The sequence below is a fragment of the Nocardia sp. NPDC050697 genome (assembly GCF_040654395.1).
GTDB lineage: Bacteria > Actinomycetota > Actinomycetes > Mycobacteriales > Mycobacteriaceae > Nocardia.
Genome location: NZ_JBFAHY010000004.1, coordinates 158884 through 182934 on the forward strand (window position 1 = coordinate 158884; position 24051 = coordinate 182934).

A 24051-nucleotide genomic window follows, 5' to 3' on the forward strand; every position below is an offset into this window, starting at 1 on the left:
CGCGAAAGGCCCCCGGTATTCCGGGGGCCTTTCGCGTGGCCGGAGGGTTCAGGGGATGACCGGCCCCGCGGTGCCGGGGCAGGTGAGGTTGCGGTTCATCGCGCTGCCGATGGCGGCGCAGAGCAGCGGCCCGCCGAAGAGCAGGCTCTCCAGTGCGGTCGCCGAGCCGGTGCCGGAGGAGCCGGTGGTGGTGGCGCCTGCGGAGGAGCCGGTGTCGAAGGCGGCGGCGGAGCCGGTGCCCGCGTTCAGCTGAACGGGCTGCACGGCACCGCCGGCGACCGCCCTCGGGGCAGGCGCCGCGGCCGCGGTGGCCGGGACCCCGGCGAGCAGCGTGGCACCCGCGACGGCGGCGAATACTGCGGAACGCATCACAGGTGGATCGTCTCTCTGTCGAACGGAGCGACATTCCGACGACGCGCTCCGCTCGGGCAGTCTACGGAGTGAAAAACGTTTCTGTCACATAGTTGCCACGCATGGCGGAAAGGGAAAGGGCCCGGGAGCGAAACGCTCCCGGGCCCTCGAAGGGTGAGTGACGGGACTCGAACCCGCGACATCCAGGATCACAACCTGGTGCTCTACCAACTGAACTACACTCACCATCACCGGTAGAACCGGCGCGCTCGATAGTAGCGTGCCCGGCGCCGGAACCACTAATCGCCCTGGCCGCCGGGGGTTCGCGCGCCGTTCAGCTCGGCCGTCACGGCGGCGATCTCGGCGCTCGACGGCCCGGGCGGCGCCACGAAGGCGGTGCGCCGGTAGTAGTCCAGCTCCCGGATGGATTCGGTGATGTCGGCGAGCGCGCGGTGCGCGAGCCCCTTCTCCGGCTGGCCGAAGTAGATGCGCGGGTACCAGCGGCGGCACAGCTCCTTGATCGAGCTGACGTCGATCATCCGGTAGTGCAGGTGCGCGTCCAGCTCGGGCATGTCCCTGGCCAGGAAGCCGCGGTCGGTGGCGATCGAGTTGCCCGCCAGCGGCACGGTGCGCGGGGCGGGGGCGAACTGCCTGATGTAGGCGAGCACCTGCTCCTCGGCCTCGGCGACGGTGACGGCGGAGCGGCGCACCTCCTCGGTGAGCCCGGAGCGGGCGTGCATCTCGGTGACCACCGGCGGCATGGCGGCGAGCGCGGCCTCGTCGGCGTGGATCACGATGTCCACGCCGTCACCGAGCACATTGAGATCGCTGTCGGTGACGAGCGCGGCCACCTCGATCAGCTTGTCGCTGTCGAGCCGCAGCCCGGTCATCTCGCAATCCATCCACACCACAAGTTTGTCCGACATCCGAGCACCATAACGCGGGCGCCGCGGCTACCGGTGACGCCACGGACCGGATCGGCGCGGATACAGTGGATCCCGGTTCGCCCCGGAGTTGCCACGGTTTCGAGTACAGGAGGACACGCGATGACGACCCCGCAGGAGAGGGCCGCGGCGGCGAGGCGGGCCGCCGACGAGGCGGCGCGGGTCGCGGCCGAGGCGGTCGCCGCCGCGGAGGCGGCCGAGCTCGAGCTGGTGCTCGGCCAGCCCGCGGTGACCAGCGCGTCGGCGGTGGCGGGCGAGGTGGCCGCGGTGGAGGCGGCGAACGCGGGGTACGCGGTCGCGGGCGAGCCGGGCGCGGCGCGCGAGATCGCGGCGGGGTACCTGGCCGAGGGCGCGGCGCTCACGCTGGGCACGGTGCTGGTGGACGGCGTCGTCGACCCGGAGGCGGTGGTCCGCCTGCCGCTGCGCACGGTGAACCGGCACGGGCTGGTGGCGGGCGCGACCGGAACGGGCAAGACCAAGACGCTGCAGGGGCTGGCCGAACAGCTCTCGCGCGCGGGCGTCCCGGTGGTCATGGCCGACGTGAAGGGCGACCTCTCCGGGCTCGCGGCCCGTGGCGTGCGCACCGACACGCTCACCGCCCGCGCGGCCGAGACCGGCGCGCGGGACTGGGCGCCGGAGGAGTTCCCGGTCGAGTTCGTCTCGCTCGGCACCGCCGGGATCGGGGTGCCGATCCGGGCCACCATCACCTCCTTCGGCCCGGTGCTGCTGAGCAAGGTGCTCGGGCTCAACCCCACCCAGGAGTCGACGCTCGGGCTGATCTTCCACTGGGCCGACAGCAATGGCCTGGCGCTGCTGGATCTCAAGGATCTGCGCGCCGTCATCACGCACCTGACCAGCCCGGACGGCAAGGCCGAGCTGGCCGGAATCGGCGGCGTCTCGGCGGCGACCGCCGGGGTGATCCTGCGCGCCCTGGTGAACCTGGAGGCCGAGGGCGGCGACACCTTCTTCGGCGAGCCGGAGCTGGACCCGGCCGACCTGGTGCGCCGGGTGGACGGCCGCGGCGTGATCACGCTCTTCGAGCTGGGCGAGCAGGCGGCGCGGCCGGTGCTCTTCTCCACCTTCCTCATGTGGGTGCTGGCCGAGCTCTTCCAGACCCTGCCCGAGGTCGGCGATGTCGAGCGGCCGGAGCTGGTCTTCATCTTCGACGAGGCGCACCTGCTCTTCGCCGACGCCTCCAAGGCGTTCCTGGAGCAGGTGGAGCAGACGGTGAAGCTGATCCGCTCCAAGGGCGTCGGCGTCTTCTTCTGCACCCAGCTGCCCGCCGACATCCCGAACGCGGTGCTCTCCCAGCTCGGCGCCCGGGTGCAGCACGCGCTGCGCGCCTTCACCCCGGACGATCAGAAGGCGCTGGCCAGGACGGTGCGCACCTACCCGAGGACCGAGGTGTACGACCTGGAGTCCGCGCTGACCTCGCTCGGCACCGGCGAGGCGATCGTCACCGTGCTCTCCGAGCGCGGCGCGCCCACCCCGGTGGCCTGGACCAGGATCGCGCCGCCGCGCTCGCTCATGGACACCATCGGTGCCGAGGCGATCCGCTCCCGCGCGCTCTCCTCCGGGCTGCACGGGAAGTACGGGCAGACCATCGACCGCGAGTCGGCGTACGAGATCATGGCGGCGAAACTGGCCGCCGCGCAGCCGGAGCCGGTGCCCGGCCGCGCCGAACGGGCGGAGGAGTCGGCGGCCGAGCGGATCATGAAGAACCCGGCGGTGAAAAGCTTCCTGCGCTCGGCGGCCAGTGCGGCCGGGCGGGAGATCAGCCGCTCGATTTTCGGGACCCGCAAGCGTCGCTGAGCGGCCGCGCTCAGCTCCCCAGCTTGCGGTAGAAGGCGCCGGCCACCGGCGCGGTGACGGCGCGCGGGCCGTACTGCCCGGCGACGCTCATGCCCTTGCTGATCAGCCCCGGGACGACGCGCATCTTGTTCTTGGCCAGTGCGTCCAGCGACACCTTGGCGGTGTACTCCGAGGAGACCCACATGAAGTCGGGCACCAGCCGGTCCACGATGGAGGCGTCGGCGGGGTCCGGGATCTCGGTGCGCACCGGGCCGGGGGCGAGCAGCGTGACGTGCACGCCGGTGCCCTTGAGCTCGCCGCGCAGCGACTCGGAGAAGGTATTGGCGAAGGCCTTGCTCGCGGCGTAGGTGGTGTTGTTCGGGATCGGCATATTGCCCGCCGCGGAGCCGCTGATCAGGATGCCGCCGGCGCGGGCGGCGAGCATGCCGGGCAGCACCGCGAGGCTCAGGTCGTGCACCGCGACGGCGTTCAGCTCCAGCTGGTCCCGCTCGTAGGCGGGGTCCAGCTCGGCGACCGCGCCGAAGGTGGCGATACCGGCGTTGTTGCAGAGCACCGCGATGTCCCGGCCGGCCAGCTCCTCGGCGAGCGGCGCCCGCGCGGCCCGGTCGGCGAGGTCGACGGCGCGCACCTCGGCGGTGATGCCGTGCTTGGCCGTGAGTTCCTCGGCGAGCGCGGTGAGCAGCTCCTCGCGCCGGGCGACGAGGATCAGCGAGTAGCCGCGCGCGGCGAGCTCGGCGGCGAGCGCCGTGCCGATGCCGGAGGAGGCGCCGGTGACGACGGCGCGGTTGTCGGTGGTGGGGGAGGGCAGGCTCACCCGGGTGAGCCTAGGGGATGCGGGGCTCAGAGCCGGGCGGCGAGGCGGGTGCCCTGGTCGATGGCGCGTTTGGCGTCCAGCTCCGCGGCGACGTCGGCGCCGCCGATGACGTGCAGGGCGACCCCGGCCGCGCGCAGCGGCTCGGCGAGCTCGCGCACCGGCTCCTGCCCCGCGCAGATCACCACGGTGTCCACCGGGATCAACCGCGGCCGCTCGCGCTTCGGCCCGAAGCTGATGTGCAGCCCGGCGTCATCGATGCGCTCGTAGTTCACCCCGCCGATCCGCTCGACGCCCTTGGCTTTGATCGCCGCCCGGTGCACCCACCCGCTGGTCTTGCCGAGCGTGGCGCCGAAGGCGCCGGATTTGCGCTGCAGCAGCACCACGTCGCGGGCGGCGCGCGCGGGGCGCGGCGCCGTGAGCTGGCCGGGCAGCTCCTCGTCGAGGCTCACCCCCCACTCCTCCTTCCACTCGTCGAGCTTGAGCGTGGGATGCCCCTCGACGGTGAGGAATTCGCTGATGTCGTAGCCGATCCCGCCCGCGCCGATCACCGCGACCCGCGCGCCGGGCTGCTTCTCCGCGCGCACCAGCTCGGCGTAGGAGATCACCATGGGGTGGTCGATCCCGGGGATCTCCGGAATCCGCGGCCGCACCCCGGTGGCGAGCACGACCTCGTCGTACCCGCCCTCGACCAGCTCGGCCGCGGTAACCCGGCGGCCGAGGTGCACCGTGACGCCGGTGACCTCGAGCATGCGGGCGAAGTACCGGATCGACTCGTCGAACTCCTCCTTGCCCGGAATCCGCCGGGCCAGGTCGAACTGCCCGCCGATCCGCTCCTCGGCCTCGAAGAGTTCGACGGTGTGCCCGCGCTGCGCCAGCGCCACCGCCGCCGAGAGCCCGGCGGGCCCCGCGCCGACCACCGCGACCCGCTTGCCGCGCCGGGTGGGCAGCAGCGTCAGCTCGGTCTCGTGGCAGGCGCGCGGATTGACCAGGCAGGAGACGGTCTTGTGCTTGAAGGCGTGGTCCAGGCAGGCCTGGTTGCAGGCGATGCAGGTATTGATCTCGTCCACCCGGTCGGAGGCGGCCTTGCGCACCCAGTCGGGGTCGGCGAGCAGCGGCCGGGCCATGGAGACCAGCGCGGCATCGCCGCGGGTCAGGATCTCCTCGGCCACCTCGGGCATATTGATCCGATTGGAGGCGCAGACCGGGATCGAGACGGCCCGCGTGATCCGCGCGGTGAACTCGGTGAAAGCGGCACGCGGCACCGAGGTGACGATGGTCGGCACCCTGGCCTCGTGCCAGCCGATATCGGTGTTCAGGATGTCCACCCCGGCGGCCTCCAGTTCCCGTGCCAGTGCGGTGATCTCGGTGAGCGTCTGCCCCTTCTCCACGAACTCCGCCATGGAGAGCCGGAAGAGCAGCAGGAAGTCGGTACCCAGTTCGACGCGGATCCGGCGCACGATCTCCACCGCGATGCGCTGCCGATTCTCCGCCGAGCCACCCCAGCGGTCCCCGCGCCGATTGGTGCGCGGCGCCAGGAACTGGTTCAGGAAGTACCCCTCGCCGCCCATGATCTCGACCCCGTCGTACCCGGCCAGCCGGGCCAGCCGGGCGCAGCGCACGTAGTCGTCGATGGTGCGCTCGATGCCGCGGGCGGAGAGCGCGCGCGGCCGGAACGGGTTGATCGGCGCCTTGATCGCGGAGGCGGAGACGCTGCCCGGCCAGTACGAGTAGCGCCCGGCGTGCAGGATCTGCAGCGCGATGAGCCCGCCCGCCTCGTGCACCGCGCCGGTGACCTGCCGGTGCCGCAGCGCCTCGGCGGTAGTGGTGAGCTTGGCGCCGAGCGGGAGCAGCCAGCCGGTGCGGTTCGGCGCGTAGCCGCCGGTGACGATGAGCCCGACCCCGCCGCGCGCGCGTTCGGCGAAGTACGCGGCGAGTCTGGAAATATCGCGGGCCCGGTCCTCCAGCCCGGTGTGCATCGACCCCATGACCACCCGGTTGGGCAGCGTGACGTGGCCGAGGTCGAGCGGGGCGAACAGGTGCGGGAAGCGAGTCATGCGGGCCCGGCCTTTCCCGGGCGCAGCGCCCGGAGTACTTCGTCGCACCAGTCGACGAACCCGGCCTCAACGCGGATGCCGCCGCGCAGGACCAGGTACTGGTGCAGGGTGGTGCCGGAGAGCTGCTCCGGCGCGGGGAAATCACGCTTCTCCAACATGCGGAAGACCTCGAGCCGGGCGGCGTGCTGCTCGCGGTGCCGCTCCACCTCGACGCAGAGCGCCGCCACGTCGCCGTGCGCGGCGCCGCGGATCTTCACGCCGAGCTCGTTGCGCGGCACGCCGGTATCGGTGGGCTCGGCGATCCAGCGGGCCAGCTCGGCCCGGCCCGCCTCGGAGACGGCGTAGACCTTCTTGTCCGGCCTGCCCGCCTGCGGCACGGATTCGCCGGTCACCCAGCCGGATTCGGCCATACGCTTGAGCACCCGGTAGATCTGCTGGTGGGTCGCGCGCCAGAAGTACCCGATGGACTTGTCGAAGCGGCGCGCCAGTTCGTACCCCGAACCGGCCCGCTCGGTGAGCGAAACCAGCAGGGCGTGCTCGAGGGCCATGCCGGAAGGGTAGTCGTAACACCGGGTACTATGCAATTGAGTGCATAGGGCGTTTCGCCGCGATTCCCGGGCCGGAGCCGGTTAGGCTGCCCGGTATGGCGGAGGTGAACGCCCGGGCCACCGTCGGTGGCGCGGCCACGCGCGGACAGGTGGTGGCCTGGGGGCTGTGGGACTGGGGGTCGTCGGCGTTCAACGCCGTCATCCTCACCTTCGTCTTCTCGGTGTACCTCACCGACACGGTCGGCGACGACCTGCCCGGCGGTACCTCGGCCAGCGCCTGGCTGGCCTGGGCGCTCGCCGCGGGCGGGCTGGTGGTGGCGCTGACCGCCCCGGTCAGCGGGCAGTACTTCGACGCCGCGGCCGGGCGCAAGCGTGGGCTCGGGGTGTTGACCGGCCTCACCGTCGCCTGCATGACCGGCATGTTCTTCGTGCACGACGACTACAGCGACCTCTGGCTCGGGCTGGTGCTGCTCGCCTTGGGCGCCGCCTTCTTCGAGCTGGCGAACGTGCCGTACAACGCCATGCTGCGCCAGGTCTCGACGCCGCGGACCATCGGCCGGGTCTCCGGCTTCGGCTGGGCCATGGGGTACTTCGGCGGCATCTTCCTGCTGCTCATCTGCTACTTCGGCTTCATCTCCGGGGACGGCGACAGCCGCGGGCTGCTCGGCGTGCCGACCGACGACGGGCTGAACATCCGTCTGGTGGCGATGCTGGCCGCGGTCTGGTTCGCGGCCTTCGCGCTGCCGGTGCTCTTCGCCGTCCCGGAGCTGCCGCGCACCGACGCCGACCCCGGCGCCGCCGAGGCCGGGCTGCTCGGCTCGTACCGGGTGCTCTGGCGCGACCTGCGCGAACTCTGGCGGGTGGATCGCCGAACCGTGCAGTTCCTGCTGGCCAGCGCGGTCTTCCGGGACGGGCTGGCCGGGGTCTTCACCTTCGGCGCGGTGCTCGCGGTGAACGTCTACGGCATCGCCGACTCCGACGTGCTGCTCTTCGGCGTCGCCGCCAACGTCATCGCCGCGATCGGCGCGGTGGCCGCGGGCCGCTTCGACGACACCATCGGGCCCAAGCCGGTGATCGTGGTGTCGCTGGCGGGCATGATCGTCTGCGGCCTCGCGCTGCTGCTGGTGTCGGGGCCGGTGCTGTTCTGGGTGTTCGGGCTGCTGCTCACCGCGTTCGTCGGGCCCGCGCAGGCGGCCGCGCGCTCGTTCCTGGCCCGGCTCGCACCGCCCGGCCGGGAGGGGCAGCTGTTCGGGCTCTACACCACGACCGGGCGTGCGGTGTCGTTCCTGGCGCCGGGGCTCTTCGGGCTCTTCGTCTGGCTCTTCGACGCCGACCGCGCGGGCATCGTCGGGCTGGTACTCGTCCTCGGGGCCGGGCTGCTGGTGCTGCTCCCGGTGCGCAGCCCGGACCGGGCCGAGGTGGCGGAGTACTGAGCGCTCAGGCCCGGGGCGGTTTCCAGGAGCCCATACCGACGCCGATCAGCGTGACCTTGCGCACAGTGAGCTCCACGATCGCGGACTCCTCGCGCTCCGGCACCGAGACGAACGCGGCGATCCCGTCCGAGACGGTGGCGACGAGCAGCTCCGCCGCGATCTCCAGATCGTCGGAGCTCCAGGTGTCCAGCGTCGGCACCCGGGAGAGGTCGGTGACCAGCTCGCGCACGATCAGCTGGATCTCCAGCGCGATGGCGCCGCGGATCACCGCCGAGCCGCCGTGCCGCTCGCGCGCGAAGAAGCCGAAGAGCTCCCGCTTCGCCCGCACCTGATCGAAGACGAAGCGCACGATCTCCGAGAGCTGCGTCCCGGAATTGCGCCTGACCTCGCGCAGCGCCAGCCGCAGCGCCTTCACCCCGTCGTCGACCAGGGTCCGGCCCAGGTCGTCGAGGGAGGGGAAGTGGCGGTAGAAGGCGGTCGGTACGATTCCCGCCGACCGGGCGATCTCGCGCAGGCTGAGCGCGGCGAAGCCCCGCTCGGCGGCGAGTGCGAGCGTGCCGTCGAGCAGCGCCTGCCGCGTGCGCTCCTTGCGCTCGCCCCTGGTCACCGCCTGCTCAGTCATCTCGCTGAGCATACATGCGTTCACCATGACTTCCTCGCGTCATTGTTGCTGCCGTCACACGTCTGCGCGGTTGACACATACCTGTACCCGTTTGTCACACTGGATGAGTGTACAGGCGTGCACTGAAAATAAGTGGGCATGCCTGTCGACGACAGTCATCGACGGTATGGAGCAGCGACATGGTGGATCTCGTCAACCTGGTGCAGACCCTCACCTCCCCGCACCCAGTCGACCGCTACCTGGAACTCGTGCGCCCGACGCTCACCGTCGGTCGCATGCGCGCCGAGGTGACCCGGGTGAACCGCTCCGCCCCCGGCTCGGTGACGCTCACCCTGCGGCCCACCCGGCACTGGCGCGGCCATACCGCCGGGCAGTACGTCACGCTCGGCGTCGTGGTCGACGGGGTGCGGCACACCCGCTGCTACTCGCCGGTGAACGGCGAGCTGGGCCGCGAGCGCAGGCTGGAACTCACCGTCAAGGCGCACTCCGGCGGCATCGTCTCGCAGTACCTGTACCAGCACGCGGCCCCCGGCCTGGTGGTCGATCTGGAGCAGGCCGCCGGCACCTTCGCGCTGCCCGAGCCGCGCCCGGAGCGGGTGCTGCTGGTCAGCGGCGGCAGCGGGATCACCCCGGTGCTCTCCATGCTGCGCACCTTGGCGGAGGAGGATTACCGCGGCGAGGTGCTCTTCCTGCACTTCGCCAAGGCCGAGGTCTTCGTGCCGCACCGGGACGAGCTGGCCCGGATCGCCGCCGAGCACCCGAATATCCGGGTGGAGTTCCGTTACCCGGATCGCCGTGCGGGCACCGGCTACTTCGACCGGGCCGAGCTGGAGCAGCTCGCCCCCTGGTACCGCAGTGCCGAGACCTTCGTCTGCGGCCCGGCCCGGCTGATGGACGGGGTGCGCGAGGTCTTCGCGGCCGACGGCCTGGCGAACCGCGTGCACAGCGAGGAGTTCACCGTCGCGCTCGCCCCGATCGCCGACGCCGACGTGCACGGCACCACCACCTTCTCCGCCAGCGACGTCCGCTCCGACAACACCGGCGAGAGCCTGCTCGAGCAGGCCGAAGCCGCCGGGCTCACCCCCGAGTTCGGCTGCCGCATGGGGATTTGCTTCTCCTGCACGGCGGTCAAGCGCACCGGCTGCACCCGCAACCTGCGCACCGGGGAGACCGACAGCGACCCCGACCAGCCCATCCAGCTGTGCGTCAGCGCGGCCGTCGGCGACGTCGACATCGAGATCTGAAGGGAGTCACCATGACCATCCTGACCGAGACCAAGGACGGCCCGCTCGTTCTCAGCCCCGAGGACATCGAGGAGATCGGCCGCGCCCTCGACGAACTGCGCGACCGCGTCAGCGCCGACCTGGGCGAGCGCGACCGCGAGTACCTCTACAAGGTCATCAAGGCCCAGCGCGGCTTCGAGGTGGCCGGCCGCGGGCTCATGTACCTCGGCTTCCTGCCGCCGTTCTGGCTGGCCGCGGTGGCCTCGCTCTCCGTGTCGAAGATCCTCGACAATATGGAGATCGGCCACAACGTCATGCACGGCCAGTACGACTGGATGCGCGAGCCGGACATCAACTCCCGCGAGTTCGAGTGGGACAACGTCTGCCCCGCCGACCAGTGGCGGCACTCGCACAACTACATGCACCACACCTTCACCAATATCCACGGCATGGACCGGGACATCGGCTACGGCATCCTGCGGATGGACGAGGGCCAGAAGTGGAACCCGTACTACCTGGGCAACCCGCTCTACGCCTTCCTGCTCATGGTGCTCTTCGAGTGGGGCGTCATGCTGCACGACGCCGAGGCGGAGAACATCGTGCAGGGCAAGCGGAAGTGGGCCGACCTCAAGCCGCTGATCAAGGGGTGGTGGAAGAAGGCGGGGCGGCAGACGCTCAAGGACTACGTGGTCTTCCCCGCGCTCACCGGCCCGCTCTTCCTCAGCACGCTGGCGGGCAACGCCACCGCGAACCTGGTCCGCAATGTCTGGGCCTACTCGATTATCTTCTGCGGCCACTTCCCGAACGGCGTACAGACGTTCACACAGGACGAGACGATGGACGAGACCCGCGGCGAGTGGTACATCCGGCAGATGCTCGGCTCCGCCAATATCGAGGGCGGCAAGCTCTTCCACATCATGTCCGGCAACCTCTCGCACCAGATCGAGCACCACCTCTTCCCGGACCTGCCCGCGAGCCGGTACCCGGAGATGGCGCCCGAGGTGCGGGCGCTCTGCGAGAAGTTCGGGCTGCCCTACAACACCGGGCCGTTCGCCAAGCAGATCGGCTCGGTCTGGGCCAAGATCTTCAAGCTCGCGCTGCCCGACAGCTTCACGAAGGGCGATCCCACCCCCGGTGTTATCGTCATGCGTAAGCGAGAGGCGACCGAAGCGGGCGTGTAGATGATCGGGAAATTCGAGAGCAACAAGGATCTCATCCAGGAACTGACCGTGTCCGGAGCGAAGCGGGTCGGCACGATCGCCTCGATCATCACCGACACGGTCGGCGCGGTCACCCGCGAGATCGGCGAGTGGATGACCGACGCCATCGAGATGCGCGAGGCGGCCGCGGCCGCCAAGCGCGACGCGGCGGCGCAGCGCGCCGAGGACGAGGATCTCGCCGCGCCCGAGCCGGAGCGCCCGGCGCCCGCCCCCGCGGTGAAGCCCGATGGCGTGATCCTGGACGCCGAGGTGGTCGACCACCCGGGCGACGGGCCGCGCTGACCCGAGTTCGACGCGCAGTGCCCCGGCTGCAACCAGGCGGCCGGGGCACCGCGCTGTCCGGCGTCGTGTGGGTCCGGCCCGGCCGCGTGCTGTAGCCGCGAGCTGCCCGGTGGGGTCGTATCGCGCGCCCGCCGCTCCGGCGAGCGATCAGCTAATCTTCGGGTCGTGCCCGCCTACGTCTCCTCCCCGGAACTCACGTTCGGGTTCCTGTTCGCGCTCGAGGATCCGGAGCGGGTCGCCGACGTGGTGCGCGACCTGGTGGTCGGCAAGACCGTCTCGGTATTCCGGCTGGCCCGGCTCTCCGACGACGACGCGCTGCCCGAGCGGTTCGTGGTGAACTGGGCCGCCATCCCGCAGATCAACGTCACCACCACCGCGCCGGAGCCGGATCAGCTGCGGGCCGGCGGCATCCTGCTGGTGAACGCCTTCCTCGGGGAGAACGGCGAGGTCAGCCTCTACTCCGCGCACTGACCTCCCGGTTTTCGGCAAAAACCCTGCAGAACCCCGGTGCGCAGTGTTAGAAACGCATGCGCTTCAGAATGTTCGACAGCGCCGTCGCTCACCGATCGGGGACCGCCCATGACCGCCTCCATTTTCGAGACCGTCGAATCGAACGTCCGCGGCTACTGCCGGGCCTGGCCCACGGTCTTCGCCACCGCGAGCGGCAGCTGGCTCCGGGACGAGGCGGGCCGGGACTACCTGGACTTCTTCGCGGGGGCGGGCGCGCTCAACTACGGCCACAGCAACCCCGTCTTCAAGCGGGCGCTGGTCGACTACATCCTGAACGACGGCGTCATCCACAGCCTGGACATGGCGACCGTCGCCAAGCGCGGCCTGCTCGAGGCGCTGCGCGACCTGGTCTTCGTGCCGCGCGGGCTGGACTACAAGGTGCAGTTCCCCGGCCCGACCGGGGCCAATGCGGTGGAGGCGGCGCTCAAGCTGGCGCGCAAGATCACCGGCAGGCAGACCGTGCTGAACTTCACCAATGCCTTCCACGGCATGTCGCTCGGCGCGCTCTCGGTGACCGGCAATGCCGCCAAGCGCGCGGCCGCCGGCGTCCCGCTGCCGTACACCAACCCCATGCCCTACGACGGCTTCCTCGGCGGCGAGGACGAGCTGCGCTGGATGCGCCGCGCGCTGGACGACACCTCCTCCGGGCTGGACAAGCCCGCCGCGGTGATCGTGGAGACGGTGCAGGGCGAGGGCGGCATCAATGTCGCCAGGGTCGAGTGGCTGCGCGAGCTGGCCGAGCTCTGCGCCGCCCGCGGCATCCTGCTCATCGTGGACGACGTGCAGATGGGCTGCGGCCGCACCGGGCCGTTCTTCTCCTTCGAGCGGGCAGGCATCACCCCGGACATCGTCGCCATGTCCAAGTCCATCGGCGGCTACGGCCTGCCCATGGCACTGGTGCTCTTCAAGGCCGAGCACGACCAGTGGGCACCCGGCGAGCACAACGGCACCTTCCGCGGCAACAACCCGGCCTTCGTCACCGCGCGGGTGGCGCTGGAGCAGTACTGGTCCGACCACGTCCTGGAGCGCTCGGTGCTGGCCAAGGGAGAGCGGCTGGCCGCCGGACTGGCCGAGATCGCCGCCGGGTGCCCCGGCACCACCACCCGCGGCCGCGGCCTCATCCACGGCCTGGTCTTCACCGACCCGTCGCACGCGGGCAAGGTCTCCCAGGCCGCCTTCGAGCTGGGGTTGCTGGTGGAGACCTCCGGCTCGACCAACCAGGTCGTCAAGCTCATGCCGCCGCTGACCCTGAGCACGGACGAGCTGGACCACGGGCTCGGGCTGATCGGCACCGCGGTGGCCGCGGTCTGCGACTGAGATTTGCTGGTTTGCCTGCCGGGCGTACCGGGTAAATTTCCGGGGACCTGCGTGCACAGCACCGGTCGAGAGTGGTGTGCGCCCCCGGCAGGAATCGAACCTGCGACCTAGGGATTAGAAGGCCCTTGCTCTATCCAACTGAGCTACGGAGGCAGTCGCATCCACGGTGGCCGGCCGCAACCCCGCGCGAACCGGCACGGCGAGTATAGCGACCCGGTGCGAGGTCGACCCGGCAGCCGTCCGTCACGGAGTTTCGCGCTCCCACTACGCTGGGTCGTATGTCCGCCCCGCACGAATCCGCTCCGGTGAGCGATGTTCCCGCGGACGCTCCGGCGCCGGTCGCGGGGCCCTTCACCTTTCCCGTCCTGCTCGCCGTCGCCGGTGCCGCCGGCGCGGTGGTCGCCGCGCTCGTCGTCGGACTCTCCGCGGCCGAGGCGCTGACGCTGCTCGGCATCCCCGATCCGGGGCCGCTCACCACCTACGGGCTGCCCGCGGTGCGGGCGCTGGCCGATCTGGCGGCGGCGCTCACCGTCGGCTCGCTGCTCTTCGCGGCCTTCCTGGTGCCGCCGCAGCGGGACGGCCTGCTCGACGTGGCCGGGTACCGCGCGGTGCGCCGCGGATCGGACGCCGCGCTGGTGTGGGCCTGCTGCGCCGCGCTGCTGGTGCCGCTCACCGCCTCGGACACCACCGGGCGGCCGGTGCGGGAGGTCTGGCAGCCCGCCGAGCTGTGGCGCGCGGTCGGGCAGATCGAGCTGGCCGGGGCCTGGCGCAGCACGGTGCTCTGCGCGCTGATCGTCGCGGTCGGCGCCCGGCTGGCGCTGCGCTGGGGCTGGACCCCGCTGCTGCTGCTCGGCGCGGTGATCGCCATGATGCCGCTGGCGCTCACCGGGCACTCCTCCTCCGGCGGGGCGCACGACGTCGCCACCAACTCGCTCATCCTGCACCTCGTCTCGGCCGCGGTCTGGGCGGGCGGGCTGGCCGCGGTGCTGGCGCACGCGCTGCGCGACGGCTCGCACACCGCGCTCGCCGCGCGCCGGTTCTCCGCCGTCGCGGCGGTGGCCTTCGCGGTGATCGCGGCGAGCGGGGTGATCAATGCCTGGGTCCGGGTGCCGCCCGGCGACCTGCTGGACACCACCTACGGCCGGCTGGTGCTGGCCAAGGCGGCCGCGCTGATCGTGCTCGGGATCTTCGGGTACCTGCAGCGGCGGGCCGCGCTGCCCGCGCTGGCGGCCGACCCGGGCGACCGCAGGGCGCTGGTGCGCTTCGCCGGCGTCGAGGTGCTGCTGCTGGCGGCCACCTTCGGGCTGGCCGCCGGGCTAGGCCGCACCCCGCCGCCCGCGCCCGGCAGCGTGCCATCGCCGACCGAGGTCGAGCTCGGGTACGACCTGGCCGGGCCGCCGACCTTCGCCCGGCTCGCCGTCGACTGGCGCTTCGACCTGCTCTTCGGCACCGCCGCGGTCGTGCTCGCGGTGCTCTACCTGCTCGGTGTGCGCCGGTTGCGCAAGCGCGGCGACCGCTGGCCGGTGGGGCGCACCATCGCCTGGCTCTCCGGCTGCGCGGTGCTGCTCGTCGCGACCTCGTCCGGGGTCGGGCGGTACTCCCCGGCGGTGTTCAGCGTGCACATGGGCGCGCACATGGCGCTCTCCATGCTGACGCCGATCCTGCTCGCGCTCGGCGGCGCGGTGACGCTGGCGCTGCGCGCGCTGCCCCCGGCAGGCCGGGAGAACCCGCCGGGGCCGCGGGAGTGGCTGCTGGCCGCGGTGCACAGCCCGGTGTCCAGGTTCCTGACCCACCCGATCGTCGCCTCGGTGATCTTCGTCGGCGGCTTCTACGCGCTCTACCTGGGCGGCATCTTCGACGCCTACGCCGACTCGCACGCCGCGCACGTCCTGATGAACCTGCACTTCCTGCTCAGCGGCTACCTCTTCTACTGGGTGGTGATCGGGATCGACCCCAAGCCGCGCCGGGTGGAGCCGCTGACCCGGCTCGGCATGGTCTTCGGTTCGCTGCCGTTCCACGCCTTCTTCGGGATCGCGCTGATGAGCATGACCACGGTGATGGGCGCCTGGTTCTACCGCAGCCTCGGCATCGACTGGAACAGCGACCTGCTCGGCGACCAGCGCACCGGCGGCAGCCTGGCCTGGGCCAGCGGCGAGGTGCCGCTGGTGGTCGTGATGCTCGCGCTGCTCATCCAGTGGTCGCGCAGCGACGAGCGGCTGGCCCAGCGCACCGACCGCGCCGCGGAGCGCGACCACGACGCCGACCTGGCCGCGCACAACGCCATGTACGCCGAGCTCGCGCGCCGGGACCGTGGGCCGCGCGGTGACTGACGCCGCGACCACCGTCGCGCCGGCCCGGGTGTTCCGCTCCGACGTGCGCGCGGCCCGCAGGCGGCTGGCCGGGCAGCTCCGCAAGACCCCCGTCTTCCACACCAGCGTCGCCGGCTTCCCGGTCTCGCTCAAGCTGGAGTACCTGCAGCACGGCGGCACCTTCCAGCTCCGCGGCGCGCTGCACGCGCTGCTCACCGCGGCCGAGTACCCCGAGCAGGTGGTGCTCGCCTCCGGCGGCAATACCGGGGTCGCGGCCGCGCTCGCCGCCGCCCGGCTCGGCCGGAGCTGCACCGTCGTGGTGCCGGAGACGGCGCCGCACAGCAAGGTCGCCGCCATGTGGTCGCACGGCGCCGAGGTGCGCTGGCACGGCACCACGCACGCCGCGGCCTGCGCGCACGCCGCCGAACTCGCGGCCGAGCGGGGCGCGCTGTACCTGCCCCTGCACGACACCGCCGCGGTGGTCGCCGGGGCAGGCGTGCTCGGGCTGGAGCTGGAGGAGCAGGTGCGCGGCAGGCCGCCGGTGCTGGCCGCGGTGGGCGGCGGCGCGCTGATCGGCGGGCTGGCCGCCGCGCTCGGCAGGCGGCAGCCGGTCATCGGGGTCGAGCCGGAGCGCAGGGCGCTGCTGCGCGCCGCGCTGCGGGCGGAGCGGCCGGTCGCGGTGCCCGCCGCCGATTCCGCCGGGCCGGACCGGGTCGGGGCGATCGCGCTCGACCTCGCCCGCCGCGCCGCCGTGCCCGCGCTCACCGTGACCGACGACGCCGTCGACGCGGCCCGCGAGCAGCTCTGGCGGGAGTTCCGGATCGTGGTCGAGCCCTCCGGCGCGGCGGCGCTCGCCGCCCTGCTCAGCGGTGCCTTCGTGCCCGAGCCGGGGCGCCGGACCATCGTGGTGCTGTGCGGCGCGAACGGTGACCCGGCCGCGCGCTGAGCCCGGAATTCCACAGGGGCGGAGTTATCCACAGGCACGCCGTCGGCGCGGGTCTTCGCCGGGCCCGCTGCGGCACCCTGGGAGCCGGACACGAAACAGCGAAGGGGGCGCGACCATGTACGAGGCGATGGCGACGGTGGCGGGCACGGTGGTCACCCACCCGGCGAAGCGGGAGCTGGCGAACGGGGAGCCGGTGATCACCTTCCGGGTGGCGAGCAATTCCCGGCGGTTCGATCAGGCGTCCGGGGAATGGGTGGACAACGGGACGTTGTTCCTCACGGTGAGCTGCTGGCGGCGGCTGGTGCCGGGGGTGCACGCCTCGGTCCGCCGCGGCGACCCGGTGCTCGTGCACGGCCAGCTGCGGACGCACGAGTACCGGGCCAAGGACGGCGTCGAGCGGCGCGACCTGGAGATGCGGGCCGTCGCCATCGGGCCCGACCTGGCCAGGTGCACCGCGGCGATCAGCAGGCGGGCCGAGCGGCCGCGGCCGGAGGGCGCGGAGCCGGACGCGGTCACCGAGCCCATGCCGGAGGCCGGGGTGGCGCCGCGGGCGCTGCCGGAAGCGGCGGCCGCCGCCCCCGGCCCGTTCCCGGATCGAGCGGCCGGATCGGGTACGGTTGGCCGCCCGGGTCCCACCCGCATCGCCGAGCCGGTCGACGCCTGAGCGCGCGGTCGGCGGGGTGCCGACCGGGCCAGCTCCCGCACGTTATCCGTTTCCTTCCACCGATAGGCTTTGCTCCATGGCTGAGTTCATCTACCAAATGAAGAAGGTTCGCAAGGCGCACGGCGACAAGGTCGTGCTCGACGACGTCACGCTGAACTTCCTTCCCGGCGCCAAGATCGGTGTCGTCGGTCCGAACGGCGCGGGTAAGTCGAGCGTGCTGAAGATCATGGCCGGACTGGACCAGCCGAACAACGGCGAAGCGTTCCTCGCGCCCGGCGCGACCGTCGGCATCCTGCAGCAGGAGCCGCCGCTGAACGAGGAGAAGACCGTCCGCGGCAATGTCGAGGAGGGGCTCGGCGAGATCAAGGTCAAGCTCGACCGCTTCAACGAGATCGCCGAGCTCATGGCCACCGACTACTCCGACGAGCTCATGGACGAGATGGGCAAGCTGCAGGAGGATCTGGACCACGCCGACGCGTGGGACGTCGACTCCCAGCTGGAGCAGGCCATGGACGCGCTGCGCTGCCCGCCGCCGGACGAGCCGGTCACCAACCTCTCCGGTGGCGAGCGCCGCCGGGTCGCGCTCTGCAAGCTGCTGCTCAGCAAGCCCGACCTGCTGCTGCTGGACGAGCCGACCAACCACCTCGACGCCGAGTCGGTGCTCTGGCTGGAGCAGCACCTGGCGCAGTACGCGGGCGCCGTGCTCGCCGTCACCCACGACCGGTACTTCCTGGACAATGTGGCCGGCTGGATCCTGGAGCTGGACCGCGGCCGGGCCTACCCGTACGAGGGCAACTACTCCACCTACCTGGAGAAGAAGGCCGAGCGGCTCGAGGTCCAGGGCAAGAAGGACCAGAAGCTGCAGAAGCGGCTCAAGGAGGAGCTCGCCTGGGTGCGCTCCGGCGCCAAGGCGCGGCAGGCCAAGAACAAGGCCCGCCTCGGCCGCTACGAGGAGATGGCCGCCGAGGCCGAGAAGATGCGGAAGCTGGACTTCGAGGAGATCCAGATCCCGGCCGGGCCGCGGCTCGGCAATGTGGTGGTCGAGGTGGAGCACCTGGACAAGGGCTTCGGCGACCGCCAGCTGATCAAGGACCTGTCCTTCACCCTGCCGCGCAACGGCATCGTCGGCGTCATCGGCCCGAACGGCGTCGGCAAGACCACGCTGTTCAAGACCATCGTCGGGCTGGAGCAGCCGGACAGCGGCACGGTCCGGGTCGGCGACACGGTGAAGCTGAGCTACGTCGACCAGAGCCGCGGCGGGATCGACCCGGCCAAGACGGTGTGGCAGGTGGTCTCGGAGGGGCTCGACTTCATCCAGGTCGGCCAGCAGGAGATGCCCTCCCGCGCCTACGTCTCGGCCTTCGGCTTCAAGGGCCCGGATCAGCAGAAGCCGGCCGGGGTGCTCTCCGGCGGCGAGCGCAACCGGCTGAACCTGGCGCTCACCCTCAAGGAGGGCGGCAACCTGATCCTGCTCGACGAGCCGACCAACGACCTCGACGTGGAAACTCTGAGTTCGCTGGAGAACGCGCTCGAGCAGTTCCCCGGCTGCGCCGTGGTGATCTCGCACGATCGCTGGTTCCTCGACCGCACCTGCACGCACATCCTGGCGTGGGAGGGCGACTCGTCCAACGAGGCCAAGTGGTTCTGGTTCGAGGGCAACTTCGAGGCGTACGAGGCGAACAAGATCGAACGTCTCGGGTTGGAAGCGGCCCGCCCGCACCGGCTCACGCACCGCAAACTGACCCGCGACTAGTTTTTTCCGGCCGGAATTTCCGGGTGGGTTCGATCGCGACCGGTCGGACCCATCCGGCCGGCTCGCTTCGCCCTTCCCCACGGCTCGTAACTTATTGCCCCACCAGTAGCTTCCGGACTGTCGCGCCGTATTCGCGCGGAGTCGATAGTGTGGGTTACGTGCAATTCCAGGTTCGGTCTGAACCTTCCTCGCTCCGCCGTGCACTCGCCCTCCACCGCCGAGTGGTGAAATCCGCCGTCGCAGTGCATGTTCCCGGACCCGCTGGAATCTCCGGCGCGCTTCGCCGAGGTGGTTCTCCCCGCATCAGGGCCGATGCACGGCAGATCACCGAATCCGTACCGAGGGAGATGTCAGGAGCATGACGGTGTCGTCCGAAGTGTCCACAGAGCAGTGGTCCGAGAGTTTGCCGGAGCAGGTGCGCGGGTCGCTGGCCGACCTCGAGGAGGCGTACTTCCGGCATGTCGACGCCGGCGACGTCGACTACGCCATCCGCGGCGGCACCGACATCTTCCGCCTGCACATCGAACTCGCCCGCGTGCGGCGGCGCGGCGAGGCCGTGGTGCGGGTCTTCCACCCGGACGCCTCGGACTTCGGCCCCGCGGTGCAGATCGTCACCGACGACATGCCGCTGCTGGTCGAGTCGGTCACCGCGACGCTCGGCAAGCTCGGCGTGCGGATGGTCGAGCTGGTGCACCCCATCTTCGAGGTGCGCCGCACGGACGGCGTCCTCACCGCGGTCACCCCGCACGAGGCCGGGAGCAGGGGCGCGGCCGGGGTCCCCGAGTCCTGGATGTTCGTTCAGCTGCCGCCGACGGTCAGCTCCGCGCTGCTGGAGAAGGTGCGCGGCTCGATCACCGACGTCATCGACGACGTCCGCCAGGTGGTCGCCGACACCGACGAGATCCTCCGGCAGCAGGAGGCCGTCGCCGCCGCGCTGCGGGCCGCGGCGGAGCGCGGTGACGCGCCGTTCCCGGCCGAGGATCTGGGCGACACCGCGAAGCTGCTCGACTGGCTCGCCGAGGGCAACTTCACCGTGCTCGGCTACGGCCGATACCGCTACCACGACGGCGACGAGGTGCCGGAGCCGGTGCGGGAGAGCTGCCTCGGCGTGCTCGCCCCCGACGTCGGCACCGACTTCGCGGTCCCCTTCGCCGGCGCCGACCGGCCGCTGCTGGTGCTGACCCAGGGGCTGGTGCGGGCCACCGTGCACCGGGCGGCCTACCCGTACTTCGTCGGGGTCGCCGACTTCGACGAATCCGGCGCGGTCGTCGGCGAGCACGTCTTCCTCGGCGTCTTCACGGTCACGGCGGTGCACGAGAACGTGCTGGACATCCCGGTCATCGCGCGCCGGGTGCAGCGGGCCATCGCGCGCAGCGGGCACGAGCTGTCCTCGTACTCCGGCCAGGCCATGCTGGAGACCATCCAGTCGCTGCCGCGCACCGAGCTCTTCTCCTCCGACGCGGACAGCCTGGAGCACACCGCCGCCGCCGTGCTCACCGTGCGCCAGCGCAGGCAGGTGCGGCTCTTCCTGCGCGCCGATCGGCAGGGCCGCTTCGTGGCCTGCCTGGTCTACATGCCGCGGGATCGCTACACCACCGAGGTGCGGCTGCGCATGCAGGGCATCCTCGGGCAGGAGTTCGGCAGCGACGACATCGAGTACTCGGTTCGGGTCAGCGAAAATGAAATCGCCAGCGTCTATTTCACCGTGCGGATGCCGCGGGGGACCGAGCTGCCCGACACCGGCGACGAGAGCCGCAGGCGGATCCAGCGGCAGCTGGTGGAGACCAGCAGGTCCTGGCAGGACCGGCTGGAGGAGGAGCTCGCCGCCACCGCCGTCGTCACCTCCGAGGTGCTCGACCGCTACACCGGCGCCTTCCCGGAGAGCTACAAGCAGGACTTCGACCCGGCCCGCGCGCTGGCCGACATCGTGCGGCTGGAGCGGCTCGGCGCCGACACCATCGACCAGTTCCTCTACCGCACCCCCGATTCCGCGCCGGGGTCGTGGCGGTTCAGCCTCTACATCGGCGGCTCCGGGGTCTCGCTCAGCCAGGTGATGCCGGTGCTGCAGAGCCTCGGCGTCGAGGTGGTGGACGAGCGACCGTACCGGATCGCGCCGCGCGCGGGCACCGGCGCCGCGGAGCGCGCCGAGTGGTGGATCTACGACTTCGGCGTGCAGGCCCGCCCCGAGCTGCTGCGCGACGCGCTGGACAAGGACCTGGACGCCGAGCTGCTGCGCTCGCCGAACGGCACCACCGCGGTGCACGCCCCGCTGGAGGGGCTGCGCGACCGGTTCGTGCAGGCCTTCGAGGCGGCCTGGTTCGGCCGGGCCGAGGCCGACGGGCTGAACGAGCTGGTGCTGCGCGCCCGGCTGGCCTGGCGCGACGTCTCGGTGCTGCGCGGCTACGCCAAGTACCTGCAGCAGGCGGGGTTCCCCTACAGCCAGGCCAATATCGCCAGGGTGCTGCTGGTCTACCCGGAGGCGGCGCGGCTGCTGGTCGACCTCTTCGCGGCCCGGTTCGACCCGGACGCCAACTCCGCCGAGCGCGCCGCCGAGCTGGAGGGGCGGCTGCGCACCCGGATCGACGAGGTGGTCAGCCTGGACGCGGACCGCATCCTGCGCGCCCTGCTCGGGCTGATCCGCGCCACCCTGCGCACCAACTACTACGTCACCGGCGCCGAGGGCGAGCCGCGCGATTTCCTCTCGATCAAGGTCGAGCCCGCCGAGATCGCCGAGCTGCCCAAGCCGCGGCCGAAGTACGAGATCTTCGTCTACTCGCCCCGGGTCGAGGGCGTGCACCTGCGCTTCGGCTCGGTGGCGCGCGGCGGGCTGCGCTGGTCGGACCGGCTGGAGGACTTCCGCACCGAGATCCTGGGGCTGGTCAAGGCGCAGGCGGTGAAGAACGCGGTGATCGTGCCGGTCGGCGCCAAGGGCGGCTTCGTGGTCAAGCGGCCGCCCGCGGCCACCGGCGACGCGGCCGCCGACCGCCAGGCGCTCGCCACCGAGGGCGTCACCTGCTACCGCACCTTCATCGCGGGGCTGCTCGACCTCACCGACAATGTCGACCTCTCCACCGGCGCGGTGCGCCCGCCCGCGCGGGTGGTGCGCCGCGACGGCGACGACGCGTACCTGGTGGTCGCGGCGGACAAGGGCACCGCGCGCTTCTCCGACGAGGCCAACGACGTGGCCAAGCGGTACGGCTTCTGGCTCGGCGATGCCTTCGCCTCCGGCGGCTCGGCCGGGTACGACCACAAAGCCATGGGGATCACCGCGCGCGGCGCGTGGGAGAGCGTCAAGCGGCACTTCAGCGAGCTCGGCGTCGACACCCAGGCGCAGGACTTCACCGTCGTCGGCGTCGGCGACATGTCCGGCGACGTCTTCGGCAACGGCATGCTGCTCTCCGCGCACATCCGGCTGGTGGCCGCCTTCGACCACCGGCACATCTTCCTCGACCCGGACCCGGTCGCGGCCACCTCGTACGCCGAGCGGCAGCGGATGTTCGAGCTGCCCCGCTCCTCCTGGGCCGATTACGACACCGCGCTGATCAGCGCGGGCGGCGGGGTGTGGGAGCGCACCGTGAAGTCGGTGCCGATCAGCGCCCAGGCCAGGCAGGCGCTCGGGCTGGCGGACGGCGTCACCGCGCTCTCCCCGCCGGAGCTGGTGCGCGCCATTCTGAAGGCGCCGGCGCAGCTGCTCTGGAACGGTGGCATCGGCACCTACATCAAGGCGAGCAGCGAATCGAACGCCGACGTCGGGGACAAGTCCAACGACCCGGTCCGGGTGAACGGCAACGAGCTGCGGGTGGATGTGATCGGCGAGGGCGGCAACCTCGGCGTCACCGCGCTCGGCCGCATCGAGTTCTGCCTGGACGGCGGCAAGATGAACACCGACGCGCTGGACAACTCGGCCGGCGTCGACTGCTCCGACCACGAGGTCAATATCAAGGTGCTGCTCGACGGCGTGGTGAGCAGCGGCGAGCTGGCCGAGGCCGACCGCAATCCGCTGCTCGCCTCCATGACCGACGAGGTCGCGGAGATGGTGCTGCGCGACAATGTCACGCAGAACATGCTCATGGGCGTCTCGCGCACCGAGGCGGCGCACATGGTGAGCGTGCACCGCCGGCTCATCGACGACCTGGAGCAGCGCCGCGGGCTGGACCGGGAGCTGGAGGCGCTGCCCGCCGACACCGAGCTGGAGCACCGCTACGAGCACCACAGCGGGCTCACCTCGCCCGAGCTCTCCAACCTCATGGCGCACGTGAAGCTGGCGCTCAAGGCCGACCTGCTCGACTCCGACCTGCCGGATATCCAGCACTTCGCCAACCGGCTGCCGCAGTACTTCCCGACCCCGCTGCGCGAGCGCTTCGCCCCCGCCATCAAGCGGCACCGGCTGCGCCGCGAGATCATCACCACGATGGTGGTGAACGAGGTGGTCGACTACGGCGGCATCACCTACGCCTACCGGCTGCGCGAGGAGATCGGCGCGGGCACCACCGACGCGGTGCGCGCCTTCGCCGCCGCCGCGCAGATCTTCGACCTGCCCGCGCTCTGGCAGCGGATCCGGGACTGCGATGCCCCCGCCGTGGTCCGCGACCAGCTGGAACTCGAGACGAAGCGCACACTCGACCGCGCCTCGCGCTGGTTGCTGATCAATCGCCCGCAGCCCATCGCGGTCGGTGCGGAGATCAACCGGTACGCCGCGGGGGTGGCGGAGCTGCGCGAGGCGGCGCCGAACTGGCTGCGCGGGCCGCACGTCGCCAGCCTCACCGAGCAGGCCTCCGACCTGATCGCCCGCGGCGCCCCGACCGACCTCGCCACCGAGGTGTTCGGCCTGCTCAACCTGTATCCGCTGCTCGATATCCTGGACGTCGCCGACATCGTGAACCGGGACGGCGACGAGGTCGGGGCGCTGTACTACGCGCTGAACGAGCACCTCAAGATCGACTGGCTGCTCGCCGCGGTGAGCGGCCTGGAGCGCGGCGATCGCTGGCACGCGCTGGCCCGGCTCGCGCTGCGCGACGATATGTACGGTTCGCTCCGTTCGCTCACCATGGATGTGCTGAGCGACTCGGAGCCGGACGAGGAGCCGGGCGACAAGATTGCATACTGGGAGTCGAGGAATCAGTCCCGCCTCGGGCGCGCCCGGGCGGCACTGGCCGAACTGTTCGAGTCCGGCACCCACGACCTCGCCACCCTCTCGGTTGCGGCGCGGCAGGTCCGAAGCATGGTGAGCGGCGTGGGTGCGTAACCGG

General features: G+C 71.5%; 18 protein-coding genes and 2 tRNA genes. 12 read left to right on the forward strand and 8 right to left on the reverse strand.

What is annotated here, in order from left to right; genetic code table 11:
• Nucleotides 1–48: 48 nt before the first annotated feature.
• The 3 genes from AB0H71_RS16270 to orn all read right to left on the reverse strand — a co-directional run bounded on the left by AB0H71_RS16270 (nt 49) and on the right by orn (nt 1277).
• The gene (locus AB0H71_RS16270; RefSeq protein WP_357020811.1) at nt 49–369 is read right to left on the reverse strand and encodes a hypothetical protein; all 321 of its coding nucleotides are present in this window, start codon (nt 367–369) and stop codon (nt 49–51) included.
• Between the two features lie 155 nt (nt 370–524).
• Nucleotides 525–597: transfer RNA gene (locus AB0H71_RS16275), tRNA-His, on the reverse strand.
• 53 nt (nt 598–650) lie between these two features.
• Complete coding sequence (gene orn / locus AB0H71_RS16280; RefSeq protein WP_357020814.1) at nt 651–1277, reverse strand: oligoribonuclease; 627 nt, start codon at nt 1275–1277, stop codon at nt 651–653.
• 120 nt (nt 1278–1397) lie between these two features.
• On the opposite strand from orn, the gene AB0H71_RS16285 reads away from it, so the two are divergent.
• A complete protein-coding gene (locus tag AB0H71_RS16285) occupies nt 1398–3107 on the forward strand; it encodes a helicase HerA-like domain-containing protein (protein ID WP_357020818.1) in 1710 nt (569 codons plus the stop codon).
• A gap of 10 nt (nt 3108–3117) precedes the next feature.
• Here AB0H71_RS16285 and cmrA read toward each other — a convergent pair whose 3' ends face one another.
• The 3 genes from cmrA to AB0H71_RS16300 are packed head-to-tail and all read right to left on the reverse strand — an operon-like array spanning nt 3118 to nt 6523.
• Nucleotides 3118–3921, reverse strand: a complete 804-nt coding sequence (gene cmrA / locus AB0H71_RS16290) for a mycolate reductase (protein ID WP_357020820.1) — start codon at nt 3919–3921, stop codon at nt 3118–3120.
• Nucleotides 3922–3947: 26 nt separating this feature from the next.
• Nucleotides 3948–5975 (reverse strand): NADPH-dependent 2,4-dienoyl-CoA reductase, encoded by a 2028-nt coding sequence (locus AB0H71_RS16295; protein ID WP_357020823.1) that lies wholly within the window; start codon nt 5973–5975, stop codon nt 3948–3950.
• The gene (locus AB0H71_RS16300) at nt 5972–6523 is read right to left on the reverse strand and encodes a PadR family transcriptional regulator (protein WP_357020826.1); all 552 of its coding nucleotides are present in this window, start codon (nt 6521–6523) and stop codon (nt 5972–5974) included. The genes AB0H71_RS16295 and AB0H71_RS16300 overlap by 4 nt, the downstream gene beginning before the upstream one ends.
• Before the next feature lie 86 nt (nt 6524–6609).
• Between AB0H71_RS16300 and AB0H71_RS16305 the strand changes: the two genes are divergently transcribed.
• Nucleotides 6610–7956: an MFS transporter gene (locus AB0H71_RS16305; protein ID WP_357021928.1), complete on the forward strand. Its 1347-nt coding sequence runs from the start codon at nt 6610–6612 to the stop codon at nt 7954–7956.
• A 4-nt stretch (nt 7957–7960) separates the two neighbouring features.
• Here the strand turns inward: AB0H71_RS16305 and AB0H71_RS16310 are convergent, their stop codons facing one another.
• Nucleotides 7961–8578, reverse strand: a complete 618-nt coding sequence (locus AB0H71_RS16310; protein ID WP_357020829.1) for a TetR family transcriptional regulator — start codon at nt 8576–8578, stop codon at nt 7961–7963.
• A gap of 179 nt (nt 8579–8757) precedes the next feature.
• On the opposite strand from AB0H71_RS16310, the gene AB0H71_RS16315 reads away from it, so the two are divergent.
• The 5 genes from AB0H71_RS16315 to ectB all read left to right on the forward strand — a co-directional run bounded on the left by AB0H71_RS16315 (nt 8758) and on the right by ectB (nt 13130).
• Nucleotides 8758–9822 carry a ferredoxin reductase gene (locus AB0H71_RS16315; RefSeq protein WP_357020832.1) on the forward strand — a complete coding sequence of 355 codons (1065 nt, stop codon included), beginning with the start codon at nt 8758–8760 and terminating at the stop codon, nt 9820–9822.
• An 11-nt stretch (nt 9823–9833) separates the two neighbouring features.
• Entirely contained in the window at nt 9834–10982 is a 1149-nt protein-coding gene (locus AB0H71_RS16320; protein ID WP_357020835.1) for an acyl-CoA desaturase, read from the forward strand.
• Nucleotides 10983–11303, forward strand: coding sequence for a hypothetical protein (locus tag AB0H71_RS16325; protein ID WP_357020838.1), 321 nt, complete (start codon nt 10983–10985; stop codon nt 11301–11303).
• Between the two features lie 165 nt (nt 11304–11468).
• Nucleotides 11469–11774, forward strand: a complete 306-nt coding sequence (locus AB0H71_RS16330; RefSeq protein WP_357020841.1) for a hypothetical protein — start codon at nt 11469–11471, stop codon at nt 11772–11774.
• Nucleotides 11775–11882: 108 nt separating this feature from the next.
• Complete coding sequence (gene ectB, locus AB0H71_RS16335) at nt 11883–13130, forward strand: diaminobutyrate--2-oxoglutarate transaminase (protein WP_357020844.1); 1248 nt, start codon at nt 11883–11885, stop codon at nt 13128–13130.
• A gap of 79 nt (nt 13131–13209) precedes the next feature.
• Here the strand turns inward: ectB and AB0H71_RS16340 are convergent.
• Nucleotides 13210–13283 (reverse strand) — tRNA-Arg (locus AB0H71_RS16340).
• Nucleotides 13284–13408: 125 nt separating this feature from the next.
• Between AB0H71_RS16340 and AB0H71_RS16345 the strand changes: the two genes are divergently transcribed.
• The 5 genes from AB0H71_RS16345 (at nt 13409) to AB0H71_RS16365 (ending at nt 24047) form a co-directional block, all read left to right on the forward strand.
• Nucleotides 13409–15460: a cytochrome c oxidase assembly protein gene (locus AB0H71_RS16345; protein WP_357020847.1), complete on the forward strand. Its 2052-nt coding sequence runs from the start codon at nt 13409–13411 to the stop codon at nt 15458–15460.
• Nucleotides 15453–16385 carry a pyridoxal-phosphate dependent enzyme gene (locus tag AB0H71_RS16350; protein WP_357020849.1) on the forward strand — a complete coding sequence of 311 codons (933 nt, stop codon included), beginning with the start codon at nt 15453–15455 and terminating at the stop codon, nt 16383–16385. The genes AB0H71_RS16345 and AB0H71_RS16350 overlap by 8 nt, the downstream gene beginning before the upstream one ends.
• A gap of 115 nt (nt 16386–16500) precedes the next feature.
• Nucleotides 16501–17049 (forward strand): single-stranded DNA-binding protein, encoded by a 549-nt coding sequence (locus AB0H71_RS16355; RefSeq protein WP_357020852.1) that lies wholly within the window; start codon nt 16501–16503, stop codon nt 17047–17049.
• 76 nt (nt 17050–17125) lie between these two features.
• Entirely contained in the window at nt 17126–18802 is a 1677-nt protein-coding gene (gene ettA, locus AB0H71_RS16360) for an energy-dependent translational throttle protein EttA (RefSeq protein ID WP_357020855.1), read from the forward strand.
• A 358-nt stretch (nt 18803–19160) separates the two neighbouring features.
• Nucleotides 19161–24047, forward strand: coding sequence for an NAD-glutamate dehydrogenase (locus AB0H71_RS16365; protein ID WP_357020858.1), 4887 nt, complete (start codon nt 19161–19163; stop codon nt 24045–24047).
• The last annotated feature ends 4 nt before the right edge of the window (nt 24048–24051 follow it).

Excerpts from the sequence above, each read along its gene's own strand:
- AB0H71_RS16270 (WP_357020811.1), bottom strand. The coding sequence starts at position 369 with ATGCGTTCCGCAGTATTCGCCGCCGTCGCGGGTGCCACGCTGCTCGCC.
- orn (WP_357020814.1), bottom strand. The coding sequence starts at position 1,277 with ATGTCGGACAAACTTGTGGTGTGGATGGATTGCGAGATGACCGGGCTG.
- AB0H71_RS16285 (WP_357020818.1), top strand. The coding sequence starts at position 1,398 with ATGACGACCCCGCAGGAGAGGGCCGCGGCGGCGAGGCGGGCCGCCGAC.
- AB0H71_RS16295 (WP_357020823.1), bottom strand. The coding sequence starts at position 5,975 with ATGACTCGCTTCCCGCACCTGTTCGCCCCGCTCGACCTCGGCCACGTC.
- AB0H71_RS16300 (WP_357020826.1), bottom strand. The coding sequence starts at position 6,523 with ATGGCCCTCGAGCACGCCCTGCTGGTTTCGCTCACCGAGCGGGCCGGT.
- AB0H71_RS16310 (WP_357020829.1), bottom strand. The coding sequence starts at position 8,578 with ATGACTGAGCAGGCGGTGACCAGGGGCGAGCGCAAGGAGCGCACGCGG.
- AB0H71_RS16315 (WP_357020832.1), top strand. The coding sequence starts at position 8,758 with ATGGTGGATCTCGTCAACCTGGTGCAGACCCTCACCTCCCCGCACCCA.
- AB0H71_RS16320 (WP_357020835.1), top strand. The coding sequence starts at position 9,834 with ATGACCATCCTGACCGAGACCAAGGACGGCCCGCTCGTTCTCAGCCCC.
- AB0H71_RS16325 (WP_357020838.1), top strand. The coding sequence starts at position 10,983 with ATGATCGGGAAATTCGAGAGCAACAAGGATCTCATCCAGGAACTGACC.
- ectB (WP_357020844.1), top strand. The coding sequence starts at position 11,883 with ATGACCGCCTCCATTTTCGAGACCGTCGAATCGAACGTCCGCGGCTAC.
- AB0H71_RS16345 (WP_357020847.1), top strand. The coding sequence starts at position 13,409 with ATGTCCGCCCCGCACGAATCCGCTCCGGTGAGCGATGTTCCCGCGGAC.
- AB0H71_RS16355 (WP_357020852.1), top strand. The coding sequence starts at position 16,501 with ATGTACGAGGCGATGGCGACGGTGGCGGGCACGGTGGTCACCCACCCG.
- ettA (WP_357020855.1), top strand. The coding sequence starts at position 17,126 with ATGGCTGAGTTCATCTACCAAATGAAGAAGGTTCGCAAGGCGCACGGC.
- AB0H71_RS16365 (WP_357020858.1), top strand. The coding sequence starts at position 19,161 with ATGACGGTGTCGTCCGAAGTGTCCACAGAGCAGTGGTCCGAGAGTTTG.